This window comes from Arthrobacter sp. BC5 (assembly GCF_056680255.1).
This window is the reverse complement of sequence record NZ_JBWXPX010000002.1, coordinates 13227-34260: the sequence shown is the minus strand read 5'-3', so window position 1 is coordinate 34260 and position 21034 is coordinate 13227. Positions and strand designations below refer to the sequence as shown.

18 protein-coding genes, 1 pseudogene and 1 riboswitch are annotated in these 21034 nt (G+C 62.1%); of the genes and pseudogenes, 16 read left to right on the top strand and 3 right to left on the bottom strand.

The window, feature by feature from the left end:
- The first annotated feature begins 201 nt into the window (after positions 1 to 201).
- The 7 genes from AC1MFI_RS17690 (at position 202) to AC1MFI_RS17660 (ending at position 6544) form a co-directional block, all read left to right on the top strand.
- Positions 202 to 579, top strand: a complete 378-nt coding sequence (locus tag AC1MFI_RS17690; RefSeq protein WP_479821038.1) for a DUF6221 family protein — start codon at positions 202 to 204, stop codon at positions 577 to 579.
- A gap of 18 nt (positions 580 to 597) precedes the next feature.
- On the top strand, positions 598 to 2004 hold the full coding sequence (locus AC1MFI_RS17685) for a hypothetical protein (protein ID WP_479821037.1): 1407 nt from the start codon (positions 598 to 600) through the stop codon (positions 2002 to 2004).
- Between the two features lie 464 nt (positions 2005 to 2468).
- Positions 2469 to 3170 carry a hypothetical protein gene (locus AC1MFI_RS17680; RefSeq protein ID WP_479821036.1) on the top strand — a complete coding sequence of 234 codons (702 nt, stop codon included), beginning with the start codon at positions 2469 to 2471 and terminating at the stop codon, positions 3168 to 3170.
- A gap of 171 nt (positions 3171 to 3341) precedes the next feature.
- Positions 3342 to 4466 carry a tyrosine-type recombinase/integrase gene (locus AC1MFI_RS17675; RefSeq protein ID WP_479821035.1) on the top strand — a complete coding sequence of 375 codons (1125 nt, stop codon included), beginning with the start codon at positions 3342 to 3344 and terminating at the stop codon, positions 4464 to 4466.
- Entirely contained in the window at positions 4360 to 4803 is a 444-nt protein-coding gene (locus tag AC1MFI_RS17670) for a helix-turn-helix domain-containing protein (RefSeq protein ID WP_479821034.1), read from the top strand. Before AC1MFI_RS17675 ends, AC1MFI_RS17670 begins: the two co-directional genes overlap by 107 nt.
- 459 nt (positions 4804 to 5262) lie before the next feature.
- A complete protein-coding gene (locus AC1MFI_RS17665) occupies positions 5263 to 6270 on the top strand; it encodes a hypothetical protein (protein ID WP_479821033.1) in 1008 nt (335 codons plus the stop codon).
- Positions 6271 to 6277: 7 nt separating this feature from the next.
- Entirely contained in the window at positions 6278 to 6544 is a 267-nt protein-coding gene (locus AC1MFI_RS17660; RefSeq protein ID WP_479821032.1) for an SOS response-associated peptidase family protein, read from the top strand.
- An 80-nt stretch (positions 6545 to 6624) separates the two neighbouring features.
- Here AC1MFI_RS17660 and AC1MFI_RS17655 read toward each other — a convergent pair whose 3' ends face one another.
- Both AC1MFI_RS17655 and AC1MFI_RS17650 read right to left on the bottom strand, forming a co-directional pair.
- Entirely contained in the window at positions 6625 to 8595 is a 1971-nt protein-coding gene (locus AC1MFI_RS17655) for a tyrosine-type recombinase/integrase (RefSeq protein WP_479821031.1), read from the bottom strand.
- A gap of 412 nt (positions 8596 to 9007) precedes the next feature.
- Positions 9008 to 10045, bottom strand: a complete 1038-nt coding sequence (locus tag AC1MFI_RS17650; RefSeq protein ID WP_479821030.1) for a tyrosine-type recombinase/integrase — start codon at positions 10043 to 10045, stop codon at positions 9008 to 9010.
- Positions 10046 to 10340: 295 nt separating this feature from the next.
- Between AC1MFI_RS17650 and AC1MFI_RS17645 the strand changes: the two genes are divergently transcribed.
- A complete protein-coding gene (locus tag AC1MFI_RS17645; protein WP_479821029.1) occupies positions 10341 to 10790 on the top strand; it encodes a hypothetical protein in 450 nt (149 codons plus the stop codon).
- 142 nt (positions 10791 to 10932) lie between these two features.
- Entirely contained in the window at positions 10933 to 11427 is a 495-nt protein-coding gene (locus tag AC1MFI_RS17640; protein WP_479821028.1) for an SOS response-associated peptidase, read from the top strand.
- A 71-nt stretch (positions 11428 to 11498) separates the two neighbouring features.
- Here the strand turns inward: AC1MFI_RS17640 and AC1MFI_RS17635 are convergent, their stop codons facing one another.
- Complete coding sequence (locus tag AC1MFI_RS17635; RefSeq protein ID WP_479821026.1) at positions 11499 to 12497, bottom strand: peptidoglycan DD-metalloendopeptidase family protein; 999 nt, start codon at positions 12495 to 12497, stop codon at positions 11499 to 11501.
- A 69-nt stretch (positions 12498 to 12566) separates the two neighbouring features.
- A riboswitch (cyclic di-AMP (ydaO/yuaA leader) is annotated at positions 12567 to 12762 on the bottom strand.
- Between the two features lie 639 nt (positions 12763 to 13401).
- Between AC1MFI_RS17635 and AC1MFI_RS17630 the strand changes: the two genes are divergently transcribed.
- The 7 genes and pseudogenes from AC1MFI_RS17630 (at position 13402) to AC1MFI_RS17600 (ending at position 20864) form a co-directional block, all read left to right on the top strand.
- Entirely contained in the window at positions 13402 to 14418 is a 1017-nt protein-coding gene (locus AC1MFI_RS17630; protein ID WP_479821025.1) for a cytochrome c biogenesis CcdA family protein, read from the top strand.
- Positions 14415 to 14963: a TlpA family protein disulfide reductase gene (locus AC1MFI_RS17625; RefSeq protein WP_479821024.1), complete on the top strand. Its 549-nt coding sequence runs from the start codon at positions 14415 to 14417 to the stop codon at positions 14961 to 14963. The genes AC1MFI_RS17630 and AC1MFI_RS17625 overlap by 4 nt, the downstream gene beginning before the upstream one ends.
- A 229-nt stretch (positions 14964 to 15192) precedes the next feature.
- A complete protein-coding gene (gene merA, locus AC1MFI_RS17620; RefSeq protein WP_479821023.1) occupies positions 15193 to 16629 on the top strand; it encodes a mercury(II) reductase in 1437 nt (478 codons plus the stop codon).
- Between the two features lie 62 nt (positions 16630 to 16691).
- The gene (merB, locus tag AC1MFI_RS17615) at positions 16692 to 17354 is read left to right on the top strand and encodes an organomercurial lyase MerB (protein ID WP_479821022.1); all 663 of its coding nucleotides are present in this window, start codon (positions 16692 to 16694) and stop codon (positions 17352 to 17354) included.
- A gap of 130 nt (positions 17355 to 17484) precedes the next feature.
- Entirely contained in the window at positions 17485 to 18852 is a 1368-nt protein-coding gene (locus AC1MFI_RS17610; protein ID WP_479821020.1) for a dihydrolipoyl dehydrogenase family protein, read from the top strand.
- Between the two features lie 99 nt (positions 18853 to 18951).
- Positions 18952 to 20339, top strand: a pseudogene (locus tag AC1MFI_RS17605) (FAD-dependent oxidoreductase).
- A gap of 135 nt (positions 20340 to 20474) precedes the next feature.
- Positions 20475 to 20864 carry a heavy metal-responsive transcriptional regulator gene (locus tag AC1MFI_RS17600; RefSeq protein WP_479821019.1) on the top strand — a complete coding sequence of 130 codons (390 nt, stop codon included), beginning with the start codon at positions 20475 to 20477 and terminating at the stop codon, positions 20862 to 20864.
- Positions 20865 to 21034: the final 170 nt, after the last annotated feature.

Sequence of the window (21034 nt, the reverse complement as noted above, 5' to 3'; positions counted from 1 at the left end):
CCTGATCCTCTGCCGTCCCTTGTGCAGGGTTTAAAATAGAACACACGTTCGGTTATTTGGGAAACGGCCCGCGAGCCGCCGCGGCAGGAGGGTGGTGGCAGTACCAGACTCATTTACTCATTTACTCCGATGAGTAAATGAGTGCATGTTACGAGGGGTGCTTCACCGCTAGGTTGCAGCATCGGATCGTAGGCTCGTCGGATGGACGAGCTTGCAGCCTTCATCCTTGCCCGCGTCGCGGAAGATCATGATTTCGCCTATCAAGCGCTCCATGATCCAGGGGCCGGCGGGATCCTCGGCGCGCACACTAGGAACTGCCACGCGGCCGACGCTGGCCGGTCCGTCGACGTCGCCGGCCACGAGCTGCTGCTGGATCCGCTCGCTTGCCACAACATGAACCAGAGCCCGGAGAAGGTCATCGCTAACTGCGTCGCGAAGCAGCGCCTGGTCGCTCACGTGCAGAGCATTGACTGGAACTACGAACCGGCGGGGGAGCAGGACTACATGCGCACGATCCTCGAGTTGCTGGCCCTGCCCTGGCGCGACCATCTCGACTACCAGCCGTATTGGAACCGCTAACACCTAGGATTCGGCACTATGGATGACCAGCTGACTCCCAATAACCTCGCCCGTGAACTCGGTACGACCGGCCGAGCAGTCAGGGAGGTTCTACGGAGGAAATACGGCAAGCTCCAACCACCCGAAACACGATGGCGGCTCGATGAGGAGCAGGCTCAGTATGTGCGAGCTGCTCTAACCGCAGCCAGAGCCGAATCCAAGGAAAGGGTTTCGGAGGTGCCGGAGGCTCGTCTTCCGACAGTGGTGGAGCTAGCTGACATTGAACGCGATATGTCTAGACGCGAGCGTGACGACCGGGGCAATTCAGTAGCCGTGCGAGCTGCTTCGAGAGATGTCTACAGGAACCCTGTACTGGGTAACGCATTCGGAACAGCGGTCCTCGGCGAGAACTTCGGCAAGTCGGTGCTCACTGGAGCACTCGGCGGTCCAGCGTTCACTGCTGCGTTCTCTAGAACCCTCTCACCGAGCCTGCCATCCGCTGCCTTCACCGGACTTGCGGAAGGAGTGCTCGCAAAGTTCAACGAATCAATACGCATGCCGAACCTAACCAGCTCATTCACCCGACAGATTAGGGCCCCCGGTATAGAGGCGATGGTGAGCGGGATACGGCACCAGGTCAGCGTGGGAAGCAGCTTCGCAGACGCTCTCGAACGGGCAAGCCCAGCCGTTCGGCTGCCGTTCCTCGCTGAGGGAATCCTGGCGACGTCGTCCGGCATCACAGGATGGAAAGGCTTCAGCGAACGGATCGGTGCCTCGTTCGCTAGGCAGTGGACCGCTTCGCTGTTCCAGCCGAGCTTCGAGAACGTGCTCCGCCGTTCGGTGGTCGCGGACATTCTGGCCGGCTCGCTCACTAAGGCCATCGGCGTTAGTGTGACGACCCCAGCCCTACAACGGGCACTCAACGGCATCACGCAAACCGCAGGAATCTCGGCCACAGTTGCCGGCATCCTCAGTGACGATTCAATCAGGTCAGCCTTCTCCGGTATCGGCAGGAAGGTTGTGAATGAGTGGATCGAAACCGTTCAGGACACAGACCAGGGCGACGTCGACGAGCGGTTCGAAGACCTCGCCGAACGGTGGGCGACCGAACTCACCGAGCGAGCTCCTGCAGTTGATGCACTTGCAGACAATCAGGAATTGGTCCGGCGCGGCTTCCAGCTTTCACGACTACGAAAGATGCCCACTTCCAGGGCCGCCAGACTGACGCTTGCATGGCTCGCCTTCTGGACACTATCGAATCTGCTGGTCATCGGAATGCTGGTCGATCCGACGTTCACCCTCGAAGCAGTTGGTGTCGTTACGTTCGCGGAGGAAGTAGGGCGTCGACTCTACAACTGGGCCAATACGACACCTGCGAAAGGCCGCCTATCTGACAAAGCGCGAGCACAGATCGACAAGATGAACGATGAAACCAAGGACAAGTGACCGCTTCTCGCTCCGTTCCTAGGAGCGGGATGAGACTTGTGCGTAGTGTCAGCTGGACCGGGCAGAATTACGGGCATGTGTGGACGCTTCGTAATCGCCGGGAGAACAGGCATTATTCTCCTGAGTTCGGAGTGGTCGGTAGGAATGTAACTGGTCTGCTCGGCGTCGACCGTGTGCATGTCTTCCGGTATCGCCTTGCAGGTGGTGGGAGGGCGCTTGGTGAATCAAGCCGTTGTGAACGGAGCCCCGACATCAGCGTGAGTCCCTGTAGGTGTCTTGTTGGGGTGTGGAAGTATGCGGTCATGCATTGGACTGTGGAAGCAACGCGCGGCGCATGGATTGGACCACGGATCACAGGGCCGCTGGGGTCGGTGAGTAGCACGATTCCAGCGGGTTTCGCGGCTTACGCCCGGGTGTTACATCCATGTGTTGTCACTCGTTACGACCCTCGGGGTCGGGGAGACGTGCAGGAGGACTACACCGAGGAGTGCTGGTCGTGGGCGCAGATCGCTGCTCATACTCAAACCGTCATTCACCCGCAGGTCCAATGGATCCGGGTTGCAGGCCACCAATACGATTCGATACCGCTGCCGGGCGGCAAGAGTGCTGATCCACCTCCGCTAGGCCATCTAAATCCGCAAATTTTAGCGCACATCATGACCATCGCTCGTCAGCACACGACGACCCCGGACGATATCACCGCCGCGCTCTGGGAAGGATGGGCGATCAATTCGGGGACAACATGGTTCGCGACCTTCATCCCAGATGATGAAGCGCAAGACTCCGATGAACAGATGCCGCAGCCTCCAACTCGCATGATCGACCCTGACTTATCGGAGATGCTGGTAAAGGGCCCGTTTCTTGAGCTTCCCGGACGCCGGTACGTCCTTTTGGTAGCCAGCGTTCAAGAGTTGGAGCGTCCAGCGTGGCCGCTTGAGGCTGGCATGGGTTGGGGACACGGAATGTCCGGGCCGATGCCGCAACTAATCTGGCCCGCTGATCATGCTTGGGCCACCGCCTCTGAAATCGACTTCGATTCAACTCTTGTCGGGGGCACCTTTGACTTCATCAATGAACTCGTCAGTCACCCCGCTATCGAAGCAGTGCGAGTTGGTGAATCAACCGACCTCACCTGGGACGCCGATGACATCAACCGGCCTGTCTGAGTGGCACCGTCGGATTGATTAGCTGTGATCCGCGGCGATCTCATGACCTCACACGGTAAGGACGGTGTGCAGGGCAACGCTAGTGAAAGATGCGGAACACCCTGTAACCGCGAGGAGGAGAGGCACACAAGTTGGTTGCATCATTGATGCATCAGATGCAACACTATTCGAGTGGACGATTCGAATGGGTCAAACTCCTCGATCCGGTTGCTATCGAACGTCGTGCCTCTTCACCAAGAAGCGTTCGTGTTCGACGCGATGCTGCAGGGATGGCGTAACCAGCAGTTAAGTCGCGGCCTGAACCGGCAAGGGATTGACACTCGGATTGGTTTGATTCGACGGTTCACGCTGTTTTGTGAGAGAAGTCCCTGGGAGTGGACCCCGACGGACCTGGAGGATTTCACCGTCCATCTCACGAGCCGCGGAAAGCCTTTGGCCCGGTCCACTGTAAGGAGTTACCACGGAGTGGTTCGTGCGTTCTGCGCATACCTGACCGATGGTCGGTATGAGTGGATGAGGGAGTGCGAGACGAGATTCGGGAGTGCTCCGCAGCAGATATGCCATGACTGGAACACCACCGCTCACCTACTCGAGTACGAGGGTCGGGCCCAGCGGCGCGCTTTGACCTTCGAGGAACTCGAAGCGTTCTTCTCCTGCGCGGACCAGCGGGTCGACTCGATCGTCGCTACCGGGAAAAAGGGAGGGCTGGCCGCCCTTCGGGATGCTCAGATTTTCAAGACGGTCTACGCTTTCGGCCTACGCAGGGCAGAAGTGTTGGGACTTGATACGGCTGACCTTCGTCCAAATCCGGCGGCGCCCCGGTTTGGATATTTCGGTGCCGTCCAAGTGCGGTGGGGGAAAGGATCCCGAGGGTCCGGCCCGAAAAGGCGCACGGTGTTGACCGTGCCGGAATTCGATTGGGCCATCGAGGGCCTCCAGCAGTGGGTTGAGCAGGGACGCAGCCGCTTCGCGTCCACCAAGCCGAGCTCAGATGGCCGGGCTTTATGGCCGACAGAGCGGGGCACGCGCGTCTCTGACCGCTACCTCGCGCAGCGGTTCGCCGAGATCCGCGATGAAGCAGGGCTCCCACCTGAACTGAGCTTGCACTGTCTCCGCCACACCTACGTCACCAATCTCATCGAATGGGGATACTCGGAGAAGTTCGTTCAGGACCAGGTGGGGCATCTCTATGCTTCCACCACCGCCATCTACACCTCCGTGGGGGACGACTATAAGAACCGCGTCATCGCCCAGGCCCTCTTACGCATCTACGGAAGCACCAATGCCACTTCATGAACCTCAGCAACCTTTCACCTGGCACCTCAGGGAACACATGGCAGCAGCGGGGATGTTCAAGACCACCGATTTGGTGGAACCGCTCCGCGAAGCCGGTGTTCACCTATCCCGCGAGCAGGTTTACCGCCTCGTGACCAGTCCGCCGGCCCGGCTGAACATGGAAGTCCTCGCAGCTCTGTGCCAAATCCTCCGCTGCACACCAAACGACCTCATTCATGTGCGTGCCGCTCGACGAGGTGTCCGAGAAACCCGCCGGACCGGCACGTCGAATAGCGGAGCATCCGTCGGGGAGCTCCGCCCTATCCCGGCGCGTCTCCGGCGACCACCCAGCGAGTAAGCCACCACGTACAGACGACCACACTGACGACAACACCGAATGCTTCCCCGCAACTGTCACCTATGCCAGCGGACCATCACCGCGGGTTACACCCTTCTGGGTGGGCGGATCTGCAACCGTTGCTACTCCACCCTCCGCCGGTGTCCACAACCATGTCCTACCTGCGGGAAGGTAAAGGTGCTGGCCTTCCACGACAGCAAGGGGGTCATTGTCTGCGCCTCGTGCGCAGGAGTCCCTGCACGCTTCGCCTGCAAAAGGTGCGGGACGGAGGAACAACTCACCGGCTCCCACTGCGGCACATGCCGGCTCACTGAACGCGCCCGGACGCTCCTATCCCGCCCGGATCATACGATTCACCCAGGACTTGAAAGCTTCCTGACACACCTGCTGACCGTGCCTGACAAACGCACTGCTACCCGGTGGCTACGACATCCCGAAATCTTCGGCACGTTGCAGGCCATGGCTCACGATCTGCAGGACATCAGTCACGACACGCTGGACACGCTCACCCCATCACCCCGGATCCGGTACTTCCGCCGGATCCTCATGAACGCGGGGACATTGCCCGTCATCGACATCGAACTCCACGACTTCACCGTGCACGTCGAGAGAGCACTCAGCACCCTCCCACCCGCGCAGGCACTCGTCATCGAGCAGTACTACCGCTGGGAAATACTTAGGGCCCTACACCGACAAGCAGCACAGCGCCCGTTGCGTCCCAGCGAGTCCTACCGCCGACGCCAGGAGATCGTCGTCATTCAGGACTTCCTGACGCACCTTCATGAGTGCGGGACGAACCTCCAGGACATCACCCAAATCGACCTCGACCGCTATCTAGGACAAGCATCAACAACCGGTAACAGGCTCGGTGGTTTCGTTTCATGGGCCCGCAGAGTAGGGATTGCTCCGGCCCTTGCTACGCCTAGGAAGGGCCCATCGCGACCGCGAGCAGCAATGAGCGAAGCGCAACGATGGGCTCACATCGATCGGCTGCTCGGGGACACGACACTCGACACAACAGTGCGGCTGGCAGGACTCTTCATCCTCGTTTTCGCGCAACCTCTCACGAGCTGCGCACGGCTGAGACTCGCTGACGTGACACTCACGCCTAGTGCTACGACCATCAGGTTCGCGGCCGCACCCATCAAGCTCCCACCGAGCATCGCCCAGATACTGCGGCGCCACCTTGAACAGCCGGCGGTTCGCGCCATCTATCGTCCAGCAGCCGACATGTGGCTCTTTGACGGACTCATGCCGAACACCCACATCACCGAATCGAACCTGGCCAGAATGCTGAAGGACGTCGGCATCGCACCACGCCCGGCGAAGGAAGCAGCGGCACGCCAGCTGAGCTCGGCAATGCCCGCCCGTATCGTTGTCGACACTATCGGCATCTCACTCAACACCGCCAGCAAATGGGCCCAGGAATCCGGAGCGACATGGCGGCACTACCCTCATCTCAGATAGGGAACTATTGGAACAATGCACCAGCGAACACGTACCTTTCACCGACTACAAGGCCGCCATCCGGGACGCGTTCAGCATCGACGAGACATTCCGGGACGAGGTGAAGCCGTCATGGAACGTGGCGCCGATGCAGGGGATCCCGTTCGTGTCCGAGCAGCTGCGCGAGGGCGAGCTGGTGCGCCGCCTCGAGATAGCCAGATGGGGACTCGTCCCTGTCTGGTCCAAGGACCCCAAGGGCGGGGCGAGGATTCTCTGCACTAGCGCCGGCAACTGAACGCGCTACCTATTTCGAAGCTGTCGGTATCGGGCGGGCGCAAATTGGCGCCTCCAGTTCTTCGCTCTTAGCCGCGATCGTCAGCTCCGTACCTTTGGCATGCCGAGCAGGGTGGCCCGTGGAGTCTTTGATGCTTCGGCGATCTTTTCTTGCAGCAGTCGCATCGTCAGATCGATGCCTTCAATCTCGCCTTCCCAGCCTTCGGCTTTTGCACGGGCGCGTCGTTGGTGAAGATCTTCCTCGATGTCCTGCAGCCGAGGTAGTAATTTCGGGTCGACTTGCAGGACGGGGCATCGGATGCAGGCGTGTTCGTGTTGGCACGGGGTTCCGTAGGGTCTGGCGCAGGATCCCAGTTCCACTTTGCGTTTGTCGAAGTGTTCTTCGAAGTCCGCCCATTCCTGCTCGGTGACGCCGGTGTATTCGTCGGTTGGTCGTTGTGCACGGCGTCGGGCTAGAAAGTCTTGGTAGTGACGGACTGTGTCTTCCTCGAAGACTGCGACGTATCCCTGGGTGGTTTGGAGGTTCACGTGTCCGAGTAGGCGTGCCCCGATGTGAATGGGTAGTCCGGAGTTGACCAGTTCGGTGGCGAAGATCCGGCGGAAGTCGTGCGGTGTGAAGTGCATGCCGTCGAAGGCTTCGCTGGTGGCGGATAGTTGCTTGCAACGCCTGATCAGCATCTGTCTGACGTTTGTTGCGCTCAGCACTCCTCGGCCCAGAGCCGGGCGTTGGAAGAGATACGGCAGAGGTTCTGACCAGAGTCTTTCCTGGGGGTCGTACCGGCGCACGACCGGCACTGACCGTCCCGTGCCCTGATTTCGACGGATGATCATCGCCAGGACATGCAGGAGGGCTGCGGACATGGGTATGACGCGTTCTCTGTCGCTCTTGGATGGTGCGATCACGAGCAGACCTATGACTTCACCGTTCGGTCGTTGGTACTGGCGGATACTCAGTTGCGTGAGTTCAACGAGCTCCTCGACTCGCACCCCCGTGTGCCGCATCGTCTCGATGCAGGCCCACTCCCAGAAGGTGTCGTCCTCCTCAAGGGTGATGTTGCGTATCTGTCCTGTGTCAGCGTGTTGAAGGCGTACGGCGTGGACTCCTGAGCTGCGGTTTTGGCGGTCGTGGACGGTGTCCGTCCTCCGCCACGTCTTCCCGCCATGGGTGAGGGTAGAACCGGGGGAGGTGTCCTCGCCGGCCGGCAGTAGGGCCTGAATCTCCTCGAGGTGAGTGTTGAGGTGCTCAAGTAGTGCGGGCAGGAGGGGTTGTCGTATCCGGGTTCTATCGGCCATCCTCTCCGCGACTCTATGCCGTCGTTCGCGGGCCTTCCGGACCTCCGACGCTGTGACCGGATTTGGTGCATCCCAAATGCCCCAGCGTGCAGGGTTCTCGAGTGCCATCTCGTGCAGTTCAAGGTAGAACACCCGGACAGGCCCCAGGATGTATCCCCGAGATTTCCTGTGCCCACCGGACAGGCGTTCCTCCAACCCGCCATGCCAGCTGGCAAAGGTGTCGGGCGTTAGGCGGAAGTCCGCTTGGTCAGGGTTGATGACCTCGATTTGTTTCCAGAACAGGCCGACGATCCTGTGGGAGAGCGAGAACAGGGTGGTGTAGTCGATGCCGTCCCGCCGGCGCTGTAGGTAATCGATGAGCACCTGACGGACTGATTTGTTACTGACGTGGTGGCGGTCGACCAGTTCCTCGATCGTGAGCTGCCGGTGACCACTGAGACAGGCGATCAGGGTCGGCGGTGTCGATGCCGGGAAGTGGCCTATCCGATGGAGGATCTCCCAGGCGTGGGAGCCGTCCCATCGATCCTGAGCGGGTAGATCGCCTCGATTTCTCGCTTGTCGTAGTTCCAACACGCAATGGAGGAACACCGCCGGTGTCAGGTGCTGCATGGCAATTCCTTGGCTGATAAGGAAACCGGCGACGTCCGCGGTTGCTCGCCGGTGGGCTGCTGCACCTGTGCCGCTCGTCTTGGCCGCAATGACGAATCGCTCGAAAGCAGGATCCTGTTCGGCCGTCAGTAGAGCTGCTGGTAGGTCCATGATCCTGTTTGCGCGGATGGAGGCGAGTGAGGGGCGGAAGACTCGGAGACTTATCGCTGTGCGGAAGCCTGCTGCCATAGCTTCCCGGGCAGCAGCGCGCCCCTCTCGCGGTCCGCCCGTCGCCGCGACGGTTGCCTGCGGGCTATCGAGCCCGCTGGCGACCCACCGTTCGGTCCAGGTCTCTCCTTCGAAGCGGGCCAGGTGTCGCAAGAAGACCCTGAGAAAGTGGCGTCTCTGTTTCTGCGCTTCGCGAGAACCAGGCCAGGCTTCGTCGACCAACTCGATGATCGACTCAAGTGGCGTGCTCTCGAGATCGCCGAAACGACCGGGAGGTGATTCCGGTCTGGGAGCGGCCTCTGGAAGGATTTTCGGGTGTTCAGCTGACTCAGCGAGGGCACGGGCAGCTGAAATTCTAAGCACCGAAGACCACCGACGCGTCCTGCTCGTCATAGCCCGGCGCATAGGTTCTCAGACGTTGTGGCCGGTCGTAATGGGCTTGCAGCCGATCGAAGAGGTCATCGACGCGAACCGCGGTGTAGATGGCAGTGGTGCTGATGTCCGCGTGGCGCAGAATTGCCTGCACGTCGGTAAGGGCAAAAGAAGGATCGTTGGCGAGCCGTGTCGCCGCCGTATGGCGAAGATCGTGGAGCGTCCAGTTCGTGGCGATCTTCTCGTTTGCTCGCTGAAGGACCCGCCGGGCGGCGGAGTACGTCAGTGTCCGTGGTGCACCTCGTCGAGTACGCCACAGCGGCTCGTCTGGTGCCGGAGTCCCATCCTCGGCAAGGTAAAGCGCCAGATAACGCAGCCCTTCCGGTGACACGGGAACTGACTGCTTCTCTCTACTGCCCTTGCCGATGACGTACAGGACCTGGCGGGACCAGTCGACATCCGCCAGCCGAAGGGTCAGCAGCTCACTCGCCCGCGCTCCGCTGGAAACGTAGAGGGACAAGAGGGCGCGATCACGGGTGCAGTTCATAGACAGGAACAGCTCGTCCCAGAGGTTGTCCGGTATGGCCCTGGGCAGGGTTCGGGGGACCTTCTGGCGTAATCGTCCGCGGTGAGGATATTGCCAGTTGGAACGGAAAGACTCTGAACCGTTGGTGTCCCACCAGTTCGCTGTCGTGCCGGGTACCGGATTCACGACGGGACCGTCTCCGAGGCTGGAATGGAACTCGTAGAACTGATGCACCACGCTGAGTGCGTGATTGATGGTCCGGGGTGCGAACCCGAGGGAGAGCGAAGGCTTTCCCGTCTTCGGGTTCACGCTCCCTGGTCGGCTCGTTTCCGAAGCGTTGCGGCCACGCTGGTAGTTGGAGGCGTTGCGCATCCAGCTCACGAACACCTCGGCCTCCGCCGGCGTTGACGCATTCCACGGCGTTTCAAGACACCACATCAACCTGAACCAGCGAAGCAGATCGAAGGCATAGCTTCGGCAGGTCAGCACACTCATGTCACAAAGCATGAGATGCCGTAGGTATTGTTCGATAGGAGCGACTTCACGGCCTTCGGCATCCAGGACTCTCACTCCTTGCCGAGCTGTCGCGGCTACTACGATGCCGACTCGAGGTGGATCCAACTCGCCGTCCGCTACGCTGCGTCGATCAGAAATCACGGGCTCACTCTCCCATGTGTGCAGTAAGGATTGGAACCATCACCTGCGCGGCAATTCGTTCCAGGAGGCGTCGACCAAGTGGGAGCGCTTCCTTTACATGGGTTCGCCACTAGGGTCCGTTAGGGTTCTCCGCATGACTTTCACCTTGGACGGATCTCCCGAATCGACCCAAAAAACCTGCTCCATGTGCGGTGCGACGAGCGTTGTTATCCATCACTTCATCCTGAAAGACCACAACGCGTTTGCCATTGGAGAGACCGAGCTGCACCAACACGGCGGTAATCCGGAGGCGTGGATCAACATCGTCTTCGGCTCTTTCAACGACGATGAGTACGAGGACCACGTGACTTTCGGTTGCAGGGTAGGTCTTTTCACCGAGGACGGCGAGTTGGCTTCCAGCCTCATCGACTCGAACCACACCTCACCCAGCACTCCCGTCTGGGGTCTGCGGCTGACTCGAGAACAAGCCCTTAGCCATGACTTGCTTCCGGCCTTATGGGAGGTAGTTGATTGGCTTGTACTCGAAGACCCGCAGACCCACCAACACCTTTACGGGCACTCCTTCGACCAGCCTCGTTTGTGATGGACCTGCAGACGGAGGAATTGGCGGAAGCGGCACGTCAAGTGGTCGCGAGCCTAGGTGGTAGTCCCGGAAACCTCATCCGCTCTTCGCGCCGGGTCTTAAACCAACCCCCTATTGGGTTGAATGGCAGCAGGGGTAAGTAGTGCAGTCAACACGGATGATCAACGCCCGCAGCGAGACGGTGACGGAGAAGCCGTCGTTTCGCGCCGCGGCCGCGAAGCGGCGAGCCCTGATACCCGCGAACGGGTACTACGAGTGGCAGAAGAACGAGGACGGGACGAAAACCCCGCACTACCTGCACGGCGAGGACGAGGAGCAGCTGCTGGGCTTCGCCGGCCTGTACGAGTTCTGGCCCGACCCGACGAAGGCCGAGGATGCCGAGGACAGGTGGCTGGTCACAGCGACGATCCTCACCCGGGCCGCGCATGACGCGCTCGGGCACATTCATGATCGGACGCCGGTCATCATCCCGAAGGACCTGCAGGATCAGTGGCTGGACCCGACCATGACCGAGCGGGACCAGGTGCAGCACTTCATCGACACCATCCCCGAACCCAACCTTGTTCCGCGGATCGTCGGCAAGGAAGTCGGATCCGTCCGCAACAACGGGCCAGATCTCATCTCACCACTTGCTTAGGTGAGCGTCAGCTGCCGGAAGGCAGAATGGGACCGTGGTGTGCGGCGCAAGGTGCGCCGCTCACCTCGGTGTTAAAGCCAGGAAGCGGGATCCACTGTTTGGCCGCTGACGACTACCTCGAAGTGCAGGTGGCAGCCGGTGGAGTTCCCGGTGGATCCGGCGACTCCGATGGGATTCCCGGTTCCGACGGACTGGTTCAGCTGCACCCCGATGGTTTCCAGGTGGTTGTAGGTGGTCTGAAGACCGTTTCCATGATCGACGACAATCCGGTTGCCGCCACCGTAGGCGCTGAACCCCGCTTCAATGACTGTCCCTGCGGCGGAACTGAGGACCTGGGTGCCGCATCCGGCTGCGAAATCAGTGCCGGTATGGAACTCCCCGGCACCGCGGTAACCATAGGGGGAGTTCACCGACGCGTTCGCCAGAGGCAGGCTCAGCCGGCTCACTGGCGCCGTTGCAGGTGCTGGCACGGGTGCCGATACCGCCTGAACACTTATAGCCGGCACGGCAAGTGTCGCCGGCACTGCTACAGGTGCTACTGGCGCCGCCGTTGCAGGTGCCGGTAACGTCGGGACAGCGCTAGCCGGCACGGCGGGTGCAACGGGGGCAGGGCCTCCGATGGCAACCTCACCCGTCAGAGCGATGATGTCGCCGGGGTAGATGATGGTGTTCTGGTTCATCCCGTTGAGGGTGAACACGGTGTCCAGCTCTACGCCGTACTGTCCGGCGATGTTTCCCAGGGTGTCACCGGACACGACTGTGTGAGTAGTCGGCGTCGGGGCGTTCACCTCACCCTTCACGCTGATGGTATTGCCCGGGTAGATGATGGTGTTCTGGTTCATCCCGTTGAGGGAGAACACGGTGTCCAGCTCCACGCCGTACTGTCCGGCGATGTTTCCCAGGGTGTCACCGGGAACGACCGTATGGGTAGTTGCGCCGCTCTCGCCCTGATGGGTGTCGGTGGTGGCGTTGGCTGGAAGGCCGGCACTGAGCAGTAGACCGGATGCGGCGGCAACGATGGCCGTTGAGCGGCCTATATTTCCCGCGTGCGAGCTCACCGCGTCCGACACTGCCCGCACCGGGCGGCTGCGGACAGGAATTGCGCGGTGGCGCGCCGAATGATGGTTCTTGGACAAGAAGTAGCCTTTCCCACTGCCTACGGAGTTAGCTGTCGGACTCGGATGGGATCATCCGGACGCTGAAATCCCTCAACGGATTGATCAGCGGCTTAGCCCCAAGGGCTTCAGTGAAGCCCACCGGTGGTTCCCCCGCTCCTGCCTGATGTTCACTGCAGACGGGCCCGGGGACAGCGGCAGGATTGAGCAAATTTGTTCACCGGGCGAACACCTCTGATGGTGTTACGCCAACCAGTGTTGACCTTCCCCTAGGGGGCAAGGTCAATACTGGGCGAATCCCGCCCCCGGCGGCTGCCCCAACTCTCAGCGCGTGGCCCGCCTTCAGGTGCTCACCTGCACCACGTATTTCTCGGGATCAGGGTGCACCGGCTTGACCTTCCCCCAGAGAGGAATGTCGATCATGGGGCTGAACGGAGTTGTGTGGTCCCGGTTGCGCCTGACGGCCAGTCGGGGTCGGGCGGCACGAAAGCTCGAAAGGATTAATCATGTCCACAGATGCGAAGCTAAACGAACGCTCCGGCCTGACGCTGACGGCGGGTTTTTTGCTGTCCATGGCTGGTCTTGTTCTCGTGGCACTGCTGTGCTGCGGAGTGCCGGTCTTGCTCATCGCGACCGGTGTCTTCGGGGCAACAGGTGCAGTGATCGGCAGCTCCTGGATGCTCGCCACCGCAGGAATCGTCGCAGCTGGCCTTCTGCTGTGGATGCTGCGGCGCAGTACCGGCAGGACAAGGACGGCCAGTGACTGCTGTGCCCCCGGAATTGATCAAGGTCCGCCCTCGTGCTCGGATGCTTCCCCGGCACTTACGCCACCGGCTGCCTCTGACAAGGGGGCAGGTAGATGACCGGGGCGCTGGGTCTGGCTTTTGTCACCGGGATGCTCGCGACCGTGAATCCGTGTGGGTTCGCGATGCTGCCGACCTACCTGGCGTACTTCATCAGCTCCGGCACTGAGGGTACTGGCGCCGGGCGTAGGCGGCCGCTGCTGGCGGGACTCCGGGCAGGCGTTGCGCTGAGCGGCGGGTTCGCCGTGGTTTTCGTGACCGCCGGTCTGCTCGTCGCGGTGGGACTGCGGTCCATTGCTTCCGCGCTGCCGTGGGCAGCGGTTCTCATCGGTGCCGTGATCGTCATTGCCGGGCTCGGCATGCTGTTCGGCTGGAAACTGCCCGGTACACGGGTGAACCTCCACCGGTTCCTCAGGACGGATGGGACAGGCTCGGGACTTAAAGGAGTATTCGGCTACGGTGTGGCCTACGCAGTCGCCGCCCTTTCCTGCAGTCTGGCCCTGTTGCTCGCTGTCGTGGCGCAGGCCGTGTCTACGGGAAGCCTGCTCGGGCTCCTGGCCGTCTTCGCCGCCTACGCCGCCGGGTCGTCTGTGGTGCTGATCCTTCTCTCCCTCGGCGCAGCAGTGGCCCGCGATGCCGTGGCCCGCCACGTCCGCCGGCTGCTGCCCTACATCAACCGCCTCGGTGGTGCCGCGCTGGTCCTGGCCGGGATCTATCTGCTGCTCTACTGGGTTCCGGCCCTGAGCGGCGGGAAAGCCGGCGGGATCATGAGCCCGGCAGTCACCGCGGCCAGCGTCAAACTGTCCGGTTTCATCACGGACACCTGGCCGGTCATCACGATCGCGGCTGTGCTCGCCATCCTCGCCGTGGCCGCCGTGTCCCTGCGGCACCGCAGCACCATAAAACCCCCAAGCGCCGACACCTCCACCGATTCCGGAACCGGCACGGGTTCCGGCGTCGGGCCGGAAACCGGACGCGGGATGACCACCACCAGTATTGGCACGGATTCGTGCTGCGCCCCTGACATTTCGGAACCGGTCATCGACCGCAACCCACAGCAAGGAACCCCATGACAGTCACCACCAACCGCCGGCGCACCCTCACCCTCACGGCTCTCATCGCGGCCGCGGTCATCGTGGTGGTCCTTGCCCTCACGGCGCTGAACCGGGGCGCAGAAGCCGGCACGAGTGCAGGCGGAACCGGTGGAAACGGCGTGCAGAGGATCGACATGACCTCCACGGAGGGAGAACCGGTCGCCATACCCGGGGAGCGTCCCACGGTCCTGTATTTCATGGCGAGCTGGTGCTTCACTTGTGTCCCCCAGGCAGAAGCCATGAAGGAACTCGAAGCCGAGTACGCCGACCAGGCCCAGTTCGTTGCCGTCGACGTGACACCTGAGAACACGAAAGCCGAGGTCGATGGTTTCCGTGAACTGGCAGGGTTCCCCGGGCACCCCTACGTGGTCGATGAAACCGGCCAGCTGTCCAAGAAGTACGAAATCATTTCCCTGGACTCGACCGTGGTCGTCGCTCCGGACGGTGAAGTACTGGCCCGCGCTGACGCGCAACCGATGGAAACCGAAGCCCTGCGGGCCTTTCTCGACAAGACACTGCCCTGACCACAGGGCCACCAGCCGAGAGACCCCACGCGGCGGCACGACGGCGGCACCGGGGTCTCTTGTGCTGGGTAGTCACCGGCAGTCAGCTACCCCGTCGGCGGTGCGAAAACTCCTTGACCTTCCCCCGTAGGGGAAGGTGCAAACTGAAGTAAATCATTGAAAAAAACCAGCCATCAGCTCCGTCGGCGCCTAACAACCCGGCACCTGGTGGTGATGTAGGGAGATTCTCATGAACGAGGCAGTGCCGGATTTCGACTTGGCCATTATCGGTTCCGGTGGTGGTGCGTTCGCTGCCGCGATCAGGGCGACGAATCTGGGCAAGCGGGTCGTCATGATCGAGCGCGGGACCGTAGGCGGAACGTGCGTGAACACCGGGTGCATCCCCTCAAAGGCCCTGCTCGCAGCGGCTGAGGCACGCCACACTGCCCAGGACGCCGGCAGGTTCGCGGGCATCACGGCCACCGCGGACCCTGTTGACATGGAAGCGCTGATTGCGGGCAAGCGTGCCCTGGTGGAAGTTGTCCGCTCCGATAAGTACGTGGACCTTGTCGCGGACTACGGGTGGGAGTTGCGCCAGGGCAATGCCGTGTTCACCGGCACCGCCGCGGACCCTGCACTGGAAGTCACCGCCAATGACGGGACCCGGGAAACGATCACGGCCGCCCACTACCTCGTGGCGACCGGATCCACGCCGTGGGCTGCACCGATCGATGGCCTGGACACGGTCGATTACCTGACGTCAACCACGGCCATGGAACTCGATGAGGTGCCCGAGTCGCTGCTGGTCATCGGCGGCGGGTACGTCGCCCTGGAACAGGCCCAGCTGTTCGCCCGTCTCGGCTCGAAAGTCACCATGCTGGTGCGCTCCCGCCTGGCATCCGGTGAGGAACCCGAAGCGTCCCGGGCATTGATGAGTGTTTTCGCCGATGAGGGCATCCGGGTCATCCGCCGCGCCACCGTCGCCTCCATCACCACGTCAGAGGACGGGGACATCATCGCCGAGGCGGACATCGCCGGCGGACGCGAGAGCATCCGGGCCTCCAAGGTCCTGGTTGCAACCGGACGGCGCCCGGTCACCGATGGGCTGAACTTGGCCGGGGTGGGAGTGAAAACCGGGAACAAGGGTGAGGTCGTGGTCGAGGACACCCTCGTAAGCTCCAATCCGCGGGTCTGGGCCGCCGGTGACGTGACCGGGCACCCCGAATACGTGTACGTGGCCGCAGCCCACGGCACCCTGATAGTTGACAACGCCTTCAGCGACGCCGGCCGGGCCGTGGACTACAGCCACCTGCCCCGGGTCACGTTCACCAGCCCCAACCTCGCGGCGGTCGGCATGACCGACAAGCAGGCAAGGGACGCCGGAATCAAGTGCGAATGCCGGGTCGTGCCGCTGGAATACGTACCCCGCGCCCTGGTGAACCGGGATACCCGTGGATTCATCAAAATGGTCGCAGACGCCGACACCGGCCGGATCGTTGGTATCACCGCCGTCGCGAAGGAAGCCGGTGACCTCGCCGCCACAGGCGTCTACATCCTGCAGGCCGGGATGACCGTCGATCAGGTCGCGAACCTGTGGAGCCCGTACCTGACCATGGCTGAGGGCATCAAGATCGCAGCCCAATCCTTCCGAACCGATGTCTCCAAACTCTCCTGCTGCGCGGCCTGAGCACCGGAGAATCTGCTCATCACAAGCACTGGCGCACCACGCATCGAAAGGAAACAACCGCGATGAACAGCCTCAATGAGGTCACTGACCGGCTCGCGTCCAACGAGACAGGGATGGAGCCCTGGCTGTGGATGCCTCTGCTCAAACTCCTCGCCCTGGGCGACCCGGTCGATGTGAGGGACCTCGCCGCGGCGACCGGCCGGCCCCTGGAAGAGGCCCGGACAGCGCTCGAGGCGATGGGCGACACCGAGTACGACGGGTCCGGGCGGATCATCGGGCAGGGCCTGACGCAGCGCCCCACCCAGCACCGCTTCGAGGTGGACGGCGAACAGCTCTACACCTGGTGCGCACTGGACACCCTGATCTTCCCCACCTTGCTGGGCGCATCCGCGCGCATCGAATCCGCCTACAAGGCCACCGGCACCCCGGTACGGGTGGCCGTCACAGCAACCGGTGTCACCAGCGTCGAACCGGCCACCGCCGTGGTGTCGCTCGTGAACCCGGAAGACATCAGCTCCGTCCGCTCATCCTTCTGCAACCAGGTCCACTTCTTTGCTTCACCCGAAGACGCCGCGCCTTGGCTCAAAACCCACCCCGGCGGCACCATCATGCCCGTCCAGGAGGCCTACGAGCTCGGCTCCTCCATGGCCGAGAAAATGCTCACCCAGGCACCAGCGCACAGCACCGGCCAGCCGGGAAACGGGGCGCAAAGCTGCAGCTGCTGAACCTGATGCCTGTGCGCCCTACTGACACTCCGGCCCCTGTACCGGGGCCGGTGTGTGGGTGCGGGGAATGGGCGGTACGCGAGTTGTTTGACTAACCCGAAAGATCCACCAAATCTGAAGGAGAACCATCATGAGCGAACACTTCGACGTCGCCGTCCTCGGCATGGGACCAGGCGGGGAGGTCGCCGCGGACCGCCTCCTGAAAGCCGGGAAGAAAGTCGTGGTGTTCGAGCGTGAACTTATTGGTGGGGAGTGCGGCTACTGGGCATGCATCCCCTCCAAGACGGTATTACGGCCGCCGGAAGTGCGCACAGAAGTTCAACGAGCCGCCGGTGTCGCAGGCGCTGAGCTGGACTGGGCGGAAACCGCGAAGTACCGGGACTACATGATCCGCAACCTCGATGACCAGGCCCAGGTCGAGGGGTACACCAAAGAAGGTGCCGTCGTGATCAAGGACGAAGCCCGGATCAGCGCACCGGGCGTCATTCAGGCCGGGGACCGTGAGATTACGGCCGAGCACATCATCATCGCCACCGGCTCCGACGCCGTCATCCCCCCGTTGGAAGGCATTGACCAGATCACGGCCTGGACAAACCGTGAAACCTACACGACCAGCACCCTCCCAGACCGGGCGGTCATCATCGGCGGCAGCGCGGTCGGCGTGGAAACAGCGACGTTCCTGGCCCGCTTCGGAGTCACCGTCACCCTGATCCACCGCGGCGAACGGTTGCTGGACAGGGAAGACCCCCAGGTGGGGAAACTCGCACACCAGTACCTGCAGGACGAGGGCATTGATATCCGGCTGGGCACCTCCGCCGCCCGGGCACGACGCGACGGCGCGGACAGCATCATCACCCTCGAGACACGCGACGGTCAACCAGCAGGCGAGGTCGCAGCGGATGTCGTGATCTTCGGTACCGGCCGCACACCGCGTACCGAGGGACTCGGATTTGAGAACGCCGGGGTGACACTCGGGGATCGAGGGCAGGTCCAGGTGGATGATCGCTGCCGGGCCGGCGAGAACACGTGGGCTATAGGCGACGTCACGGGCATCATGCCCTTCACCCACGTGGCGAAATACCAGGGCCGGATCGCAGCCGATGCGATCCTCGGTCGACCCCACGCGGCTACCTATGAGGGCATACCGCGCGTGGTGTTCGCCGATCCAGAAATCGCCGCCGCCGGCCTGACTCATGAGCAGGCAGCACAGCAAGGCATCCGCACTGCTTCGGCTGAGCTCGACCTGGCCAACGCTATCGCCCGACCCTGGACGTACGAACAGGACCCCCGGGGACATCTCGGTCTCCTCGCCGACGCGGACCAAAAAGTCCTCATCGGAGCCTGGGCTGTCGGGCCTATGGCGGGGGAGTGGATTCACTACGCTTCCATGGCCATCCGCACCCAGTTGCCGATTGACACACTCCTGGACCAGGTCGCCCAGTTTCCCACCTACCACGAGGCTTACCAGACAGCCCTCGAACAACTCGACCTCCACTAGCGATCCGGTCTTGGCCAGCAGCCCTTTCAGGGGTGAGAGCCGTACTAACCCTTCAGAGGAGAACGCCGTTTCGACAGGTTTATAAGGAAAGGGAATCGCGTGGTTGAACGTCTGATCGTCATTGGTGGTGACGCAGCAGGGATGAGTGCGGCGTCTGCGGCCCGCCGGCAGGTGCCGACGAACGAGCTGGAGATTATTGCCTTCGACCGCGGCAACTACACCTCTTACTCTGCGTGTGGTATCCCGTACTTCATCGGGAAGGATGTGGCTGATGTCGGGTCCCTGATTGCTCGCACTCCCGAGGAGTTTTTACGAAACCACGACATTGACGCGCGGATCAGGCATGAAGTGCTTGAGGTCGATCTGAATCGTCAGGCTGTGCTGGTCCGTGACCTCTCCAAGGGTGCCGAAGTCTGGGAAGGCTATGACCAGCTCATGGTCGCAACCGGAGCCGTTCCCGTCCGCCCTCTGCTGCCCGGAATCGACGCAAAGGGAATTTACGGTGTGCAGACGCTCGATGAGGGACTTGCGCTCCGGGCCGCACTGGAGCGGGAGCGGCCTCGGCGGGCGGTGATTGTCGGCGCCGGATATATCGGACTCGAGCTGGCCGAAGCGCTCTCTGCATGGGGTGTGGGCATAACAGTCGTCGGACGTGGACAGGCCCCGCTGCCGGGGCTGGATCCCGACATGGGAGCCCTGATCGGTGATGCCATGCGGGGCTACGGGATGAGTGTCCGGCTCAATGAGACCGTGACCGGCTTTGAGACCAGGGACGGACAGGTGTCCGCCGTCGTGACTGATCAGGCCACCCTTTCCGCCGACGTCGTGATTCTGGGTCTTGGAGTACGTCCCAACACGGCACTGGCCGCACAGGCGGGGATACCCCTGGGCGAGACAGGAGCGATAGCGGTAAACCAGAGGATGCGCACCGGAATCGACGGCGTATGGCGGCCGGTGACTGCGTGGAGAAGTTTCACCGTGTCGCGCGGCACCACGTAAAAATGGCTTTAGGTACCCACGCCAACAAGGAAGGCCGCACCGCCGGAATCAACATCGGGGGTGGTTATGCGACTTTCCCTGGAGTGATCGGTACCGCCGTCACCAAGATCTGTGATGTTGAAGCCGCCCGGACCGGGCTCGGAGAGAACGAGGCACGCCAAGCAGGTTTCGATCCCATCACCGAGGTTGTGGACTCAACCACCCGGGCCGGGTACTACCCCGGGGCGAAACCCATCCGCACCAAGCTCATCGCCGAACGTGGCACGGGCCGACTGCTCGGCGGACAGATTGTTGGTGAGGAAGGAGCAGCCAAACGCATCGACGTCCTCGCAGTCGCACTCTGGCACGAAACGACCGTCGAGGAGCTGCTCAATGTAGACCTGTCCTATGCGCCCCCGTTTTCCCCGCTGTGGGACCCGGTGCTGATTGCTGCACGCAAAACATGGCAGAAAGTGGCCGCCCAACGCGGCGGAACAAAACTTGGATGATGTGAGACCTTGGGCGGTGCGCTCATCGATTGAGCCGCTGAGGACACCGGCAGCACGTTAAAGCGAAACTAGATCACCCCTCAACGTTCCAGTAACATGGAAGGTTGAGGGATTGATTCCAAAGCGAGGTGGATCATGCGTATCGGCGAAGTTGCAGTGGCATCCGGAGTGACGACCAAGGCACTGAGGTTTTATGAGGAGCGTGGGCTGGTGCCCTACGCGGATCGCGCCACCAACGGTTATCGGGACTATCCCGAGGAAACCGTCAGCAGGATTCAATTCATCCGGCGCAGCCAGGTGGCAGGTTTGTCCCTGGCTGAAATCCGGGACATTCTCCGCGTCCGGGACGCTGGCCAGGCACCCTGCGCCCATGTGCGGGACCAGCTGTCTGAGCACCTGACCCACCTGGACCAGCAAATCGCCGAGCTCACCGCGCTCCGGGAGACCGTCGCAGGGTTCCACAAAAACGCCGCGGAAGGTGATCCCGACCAATGTAAGGCCGAACATATCTGCAGCTACCTCTAAAGCGGCCCGCTTAGGCTCGGGCTATTCCTGCTCGGCTGGGCCGGGGCGAAGTCACCTGACGCTTCTCGAGCGCTCCGTCTGGTCTCGGGCCGGGCCCTGGGGCTGAATACCCGGGGCGCAGCAGTCGTCCCCGCTCACGGAGCCATGGGAGGAGCGGCGGCGGAAGGCCC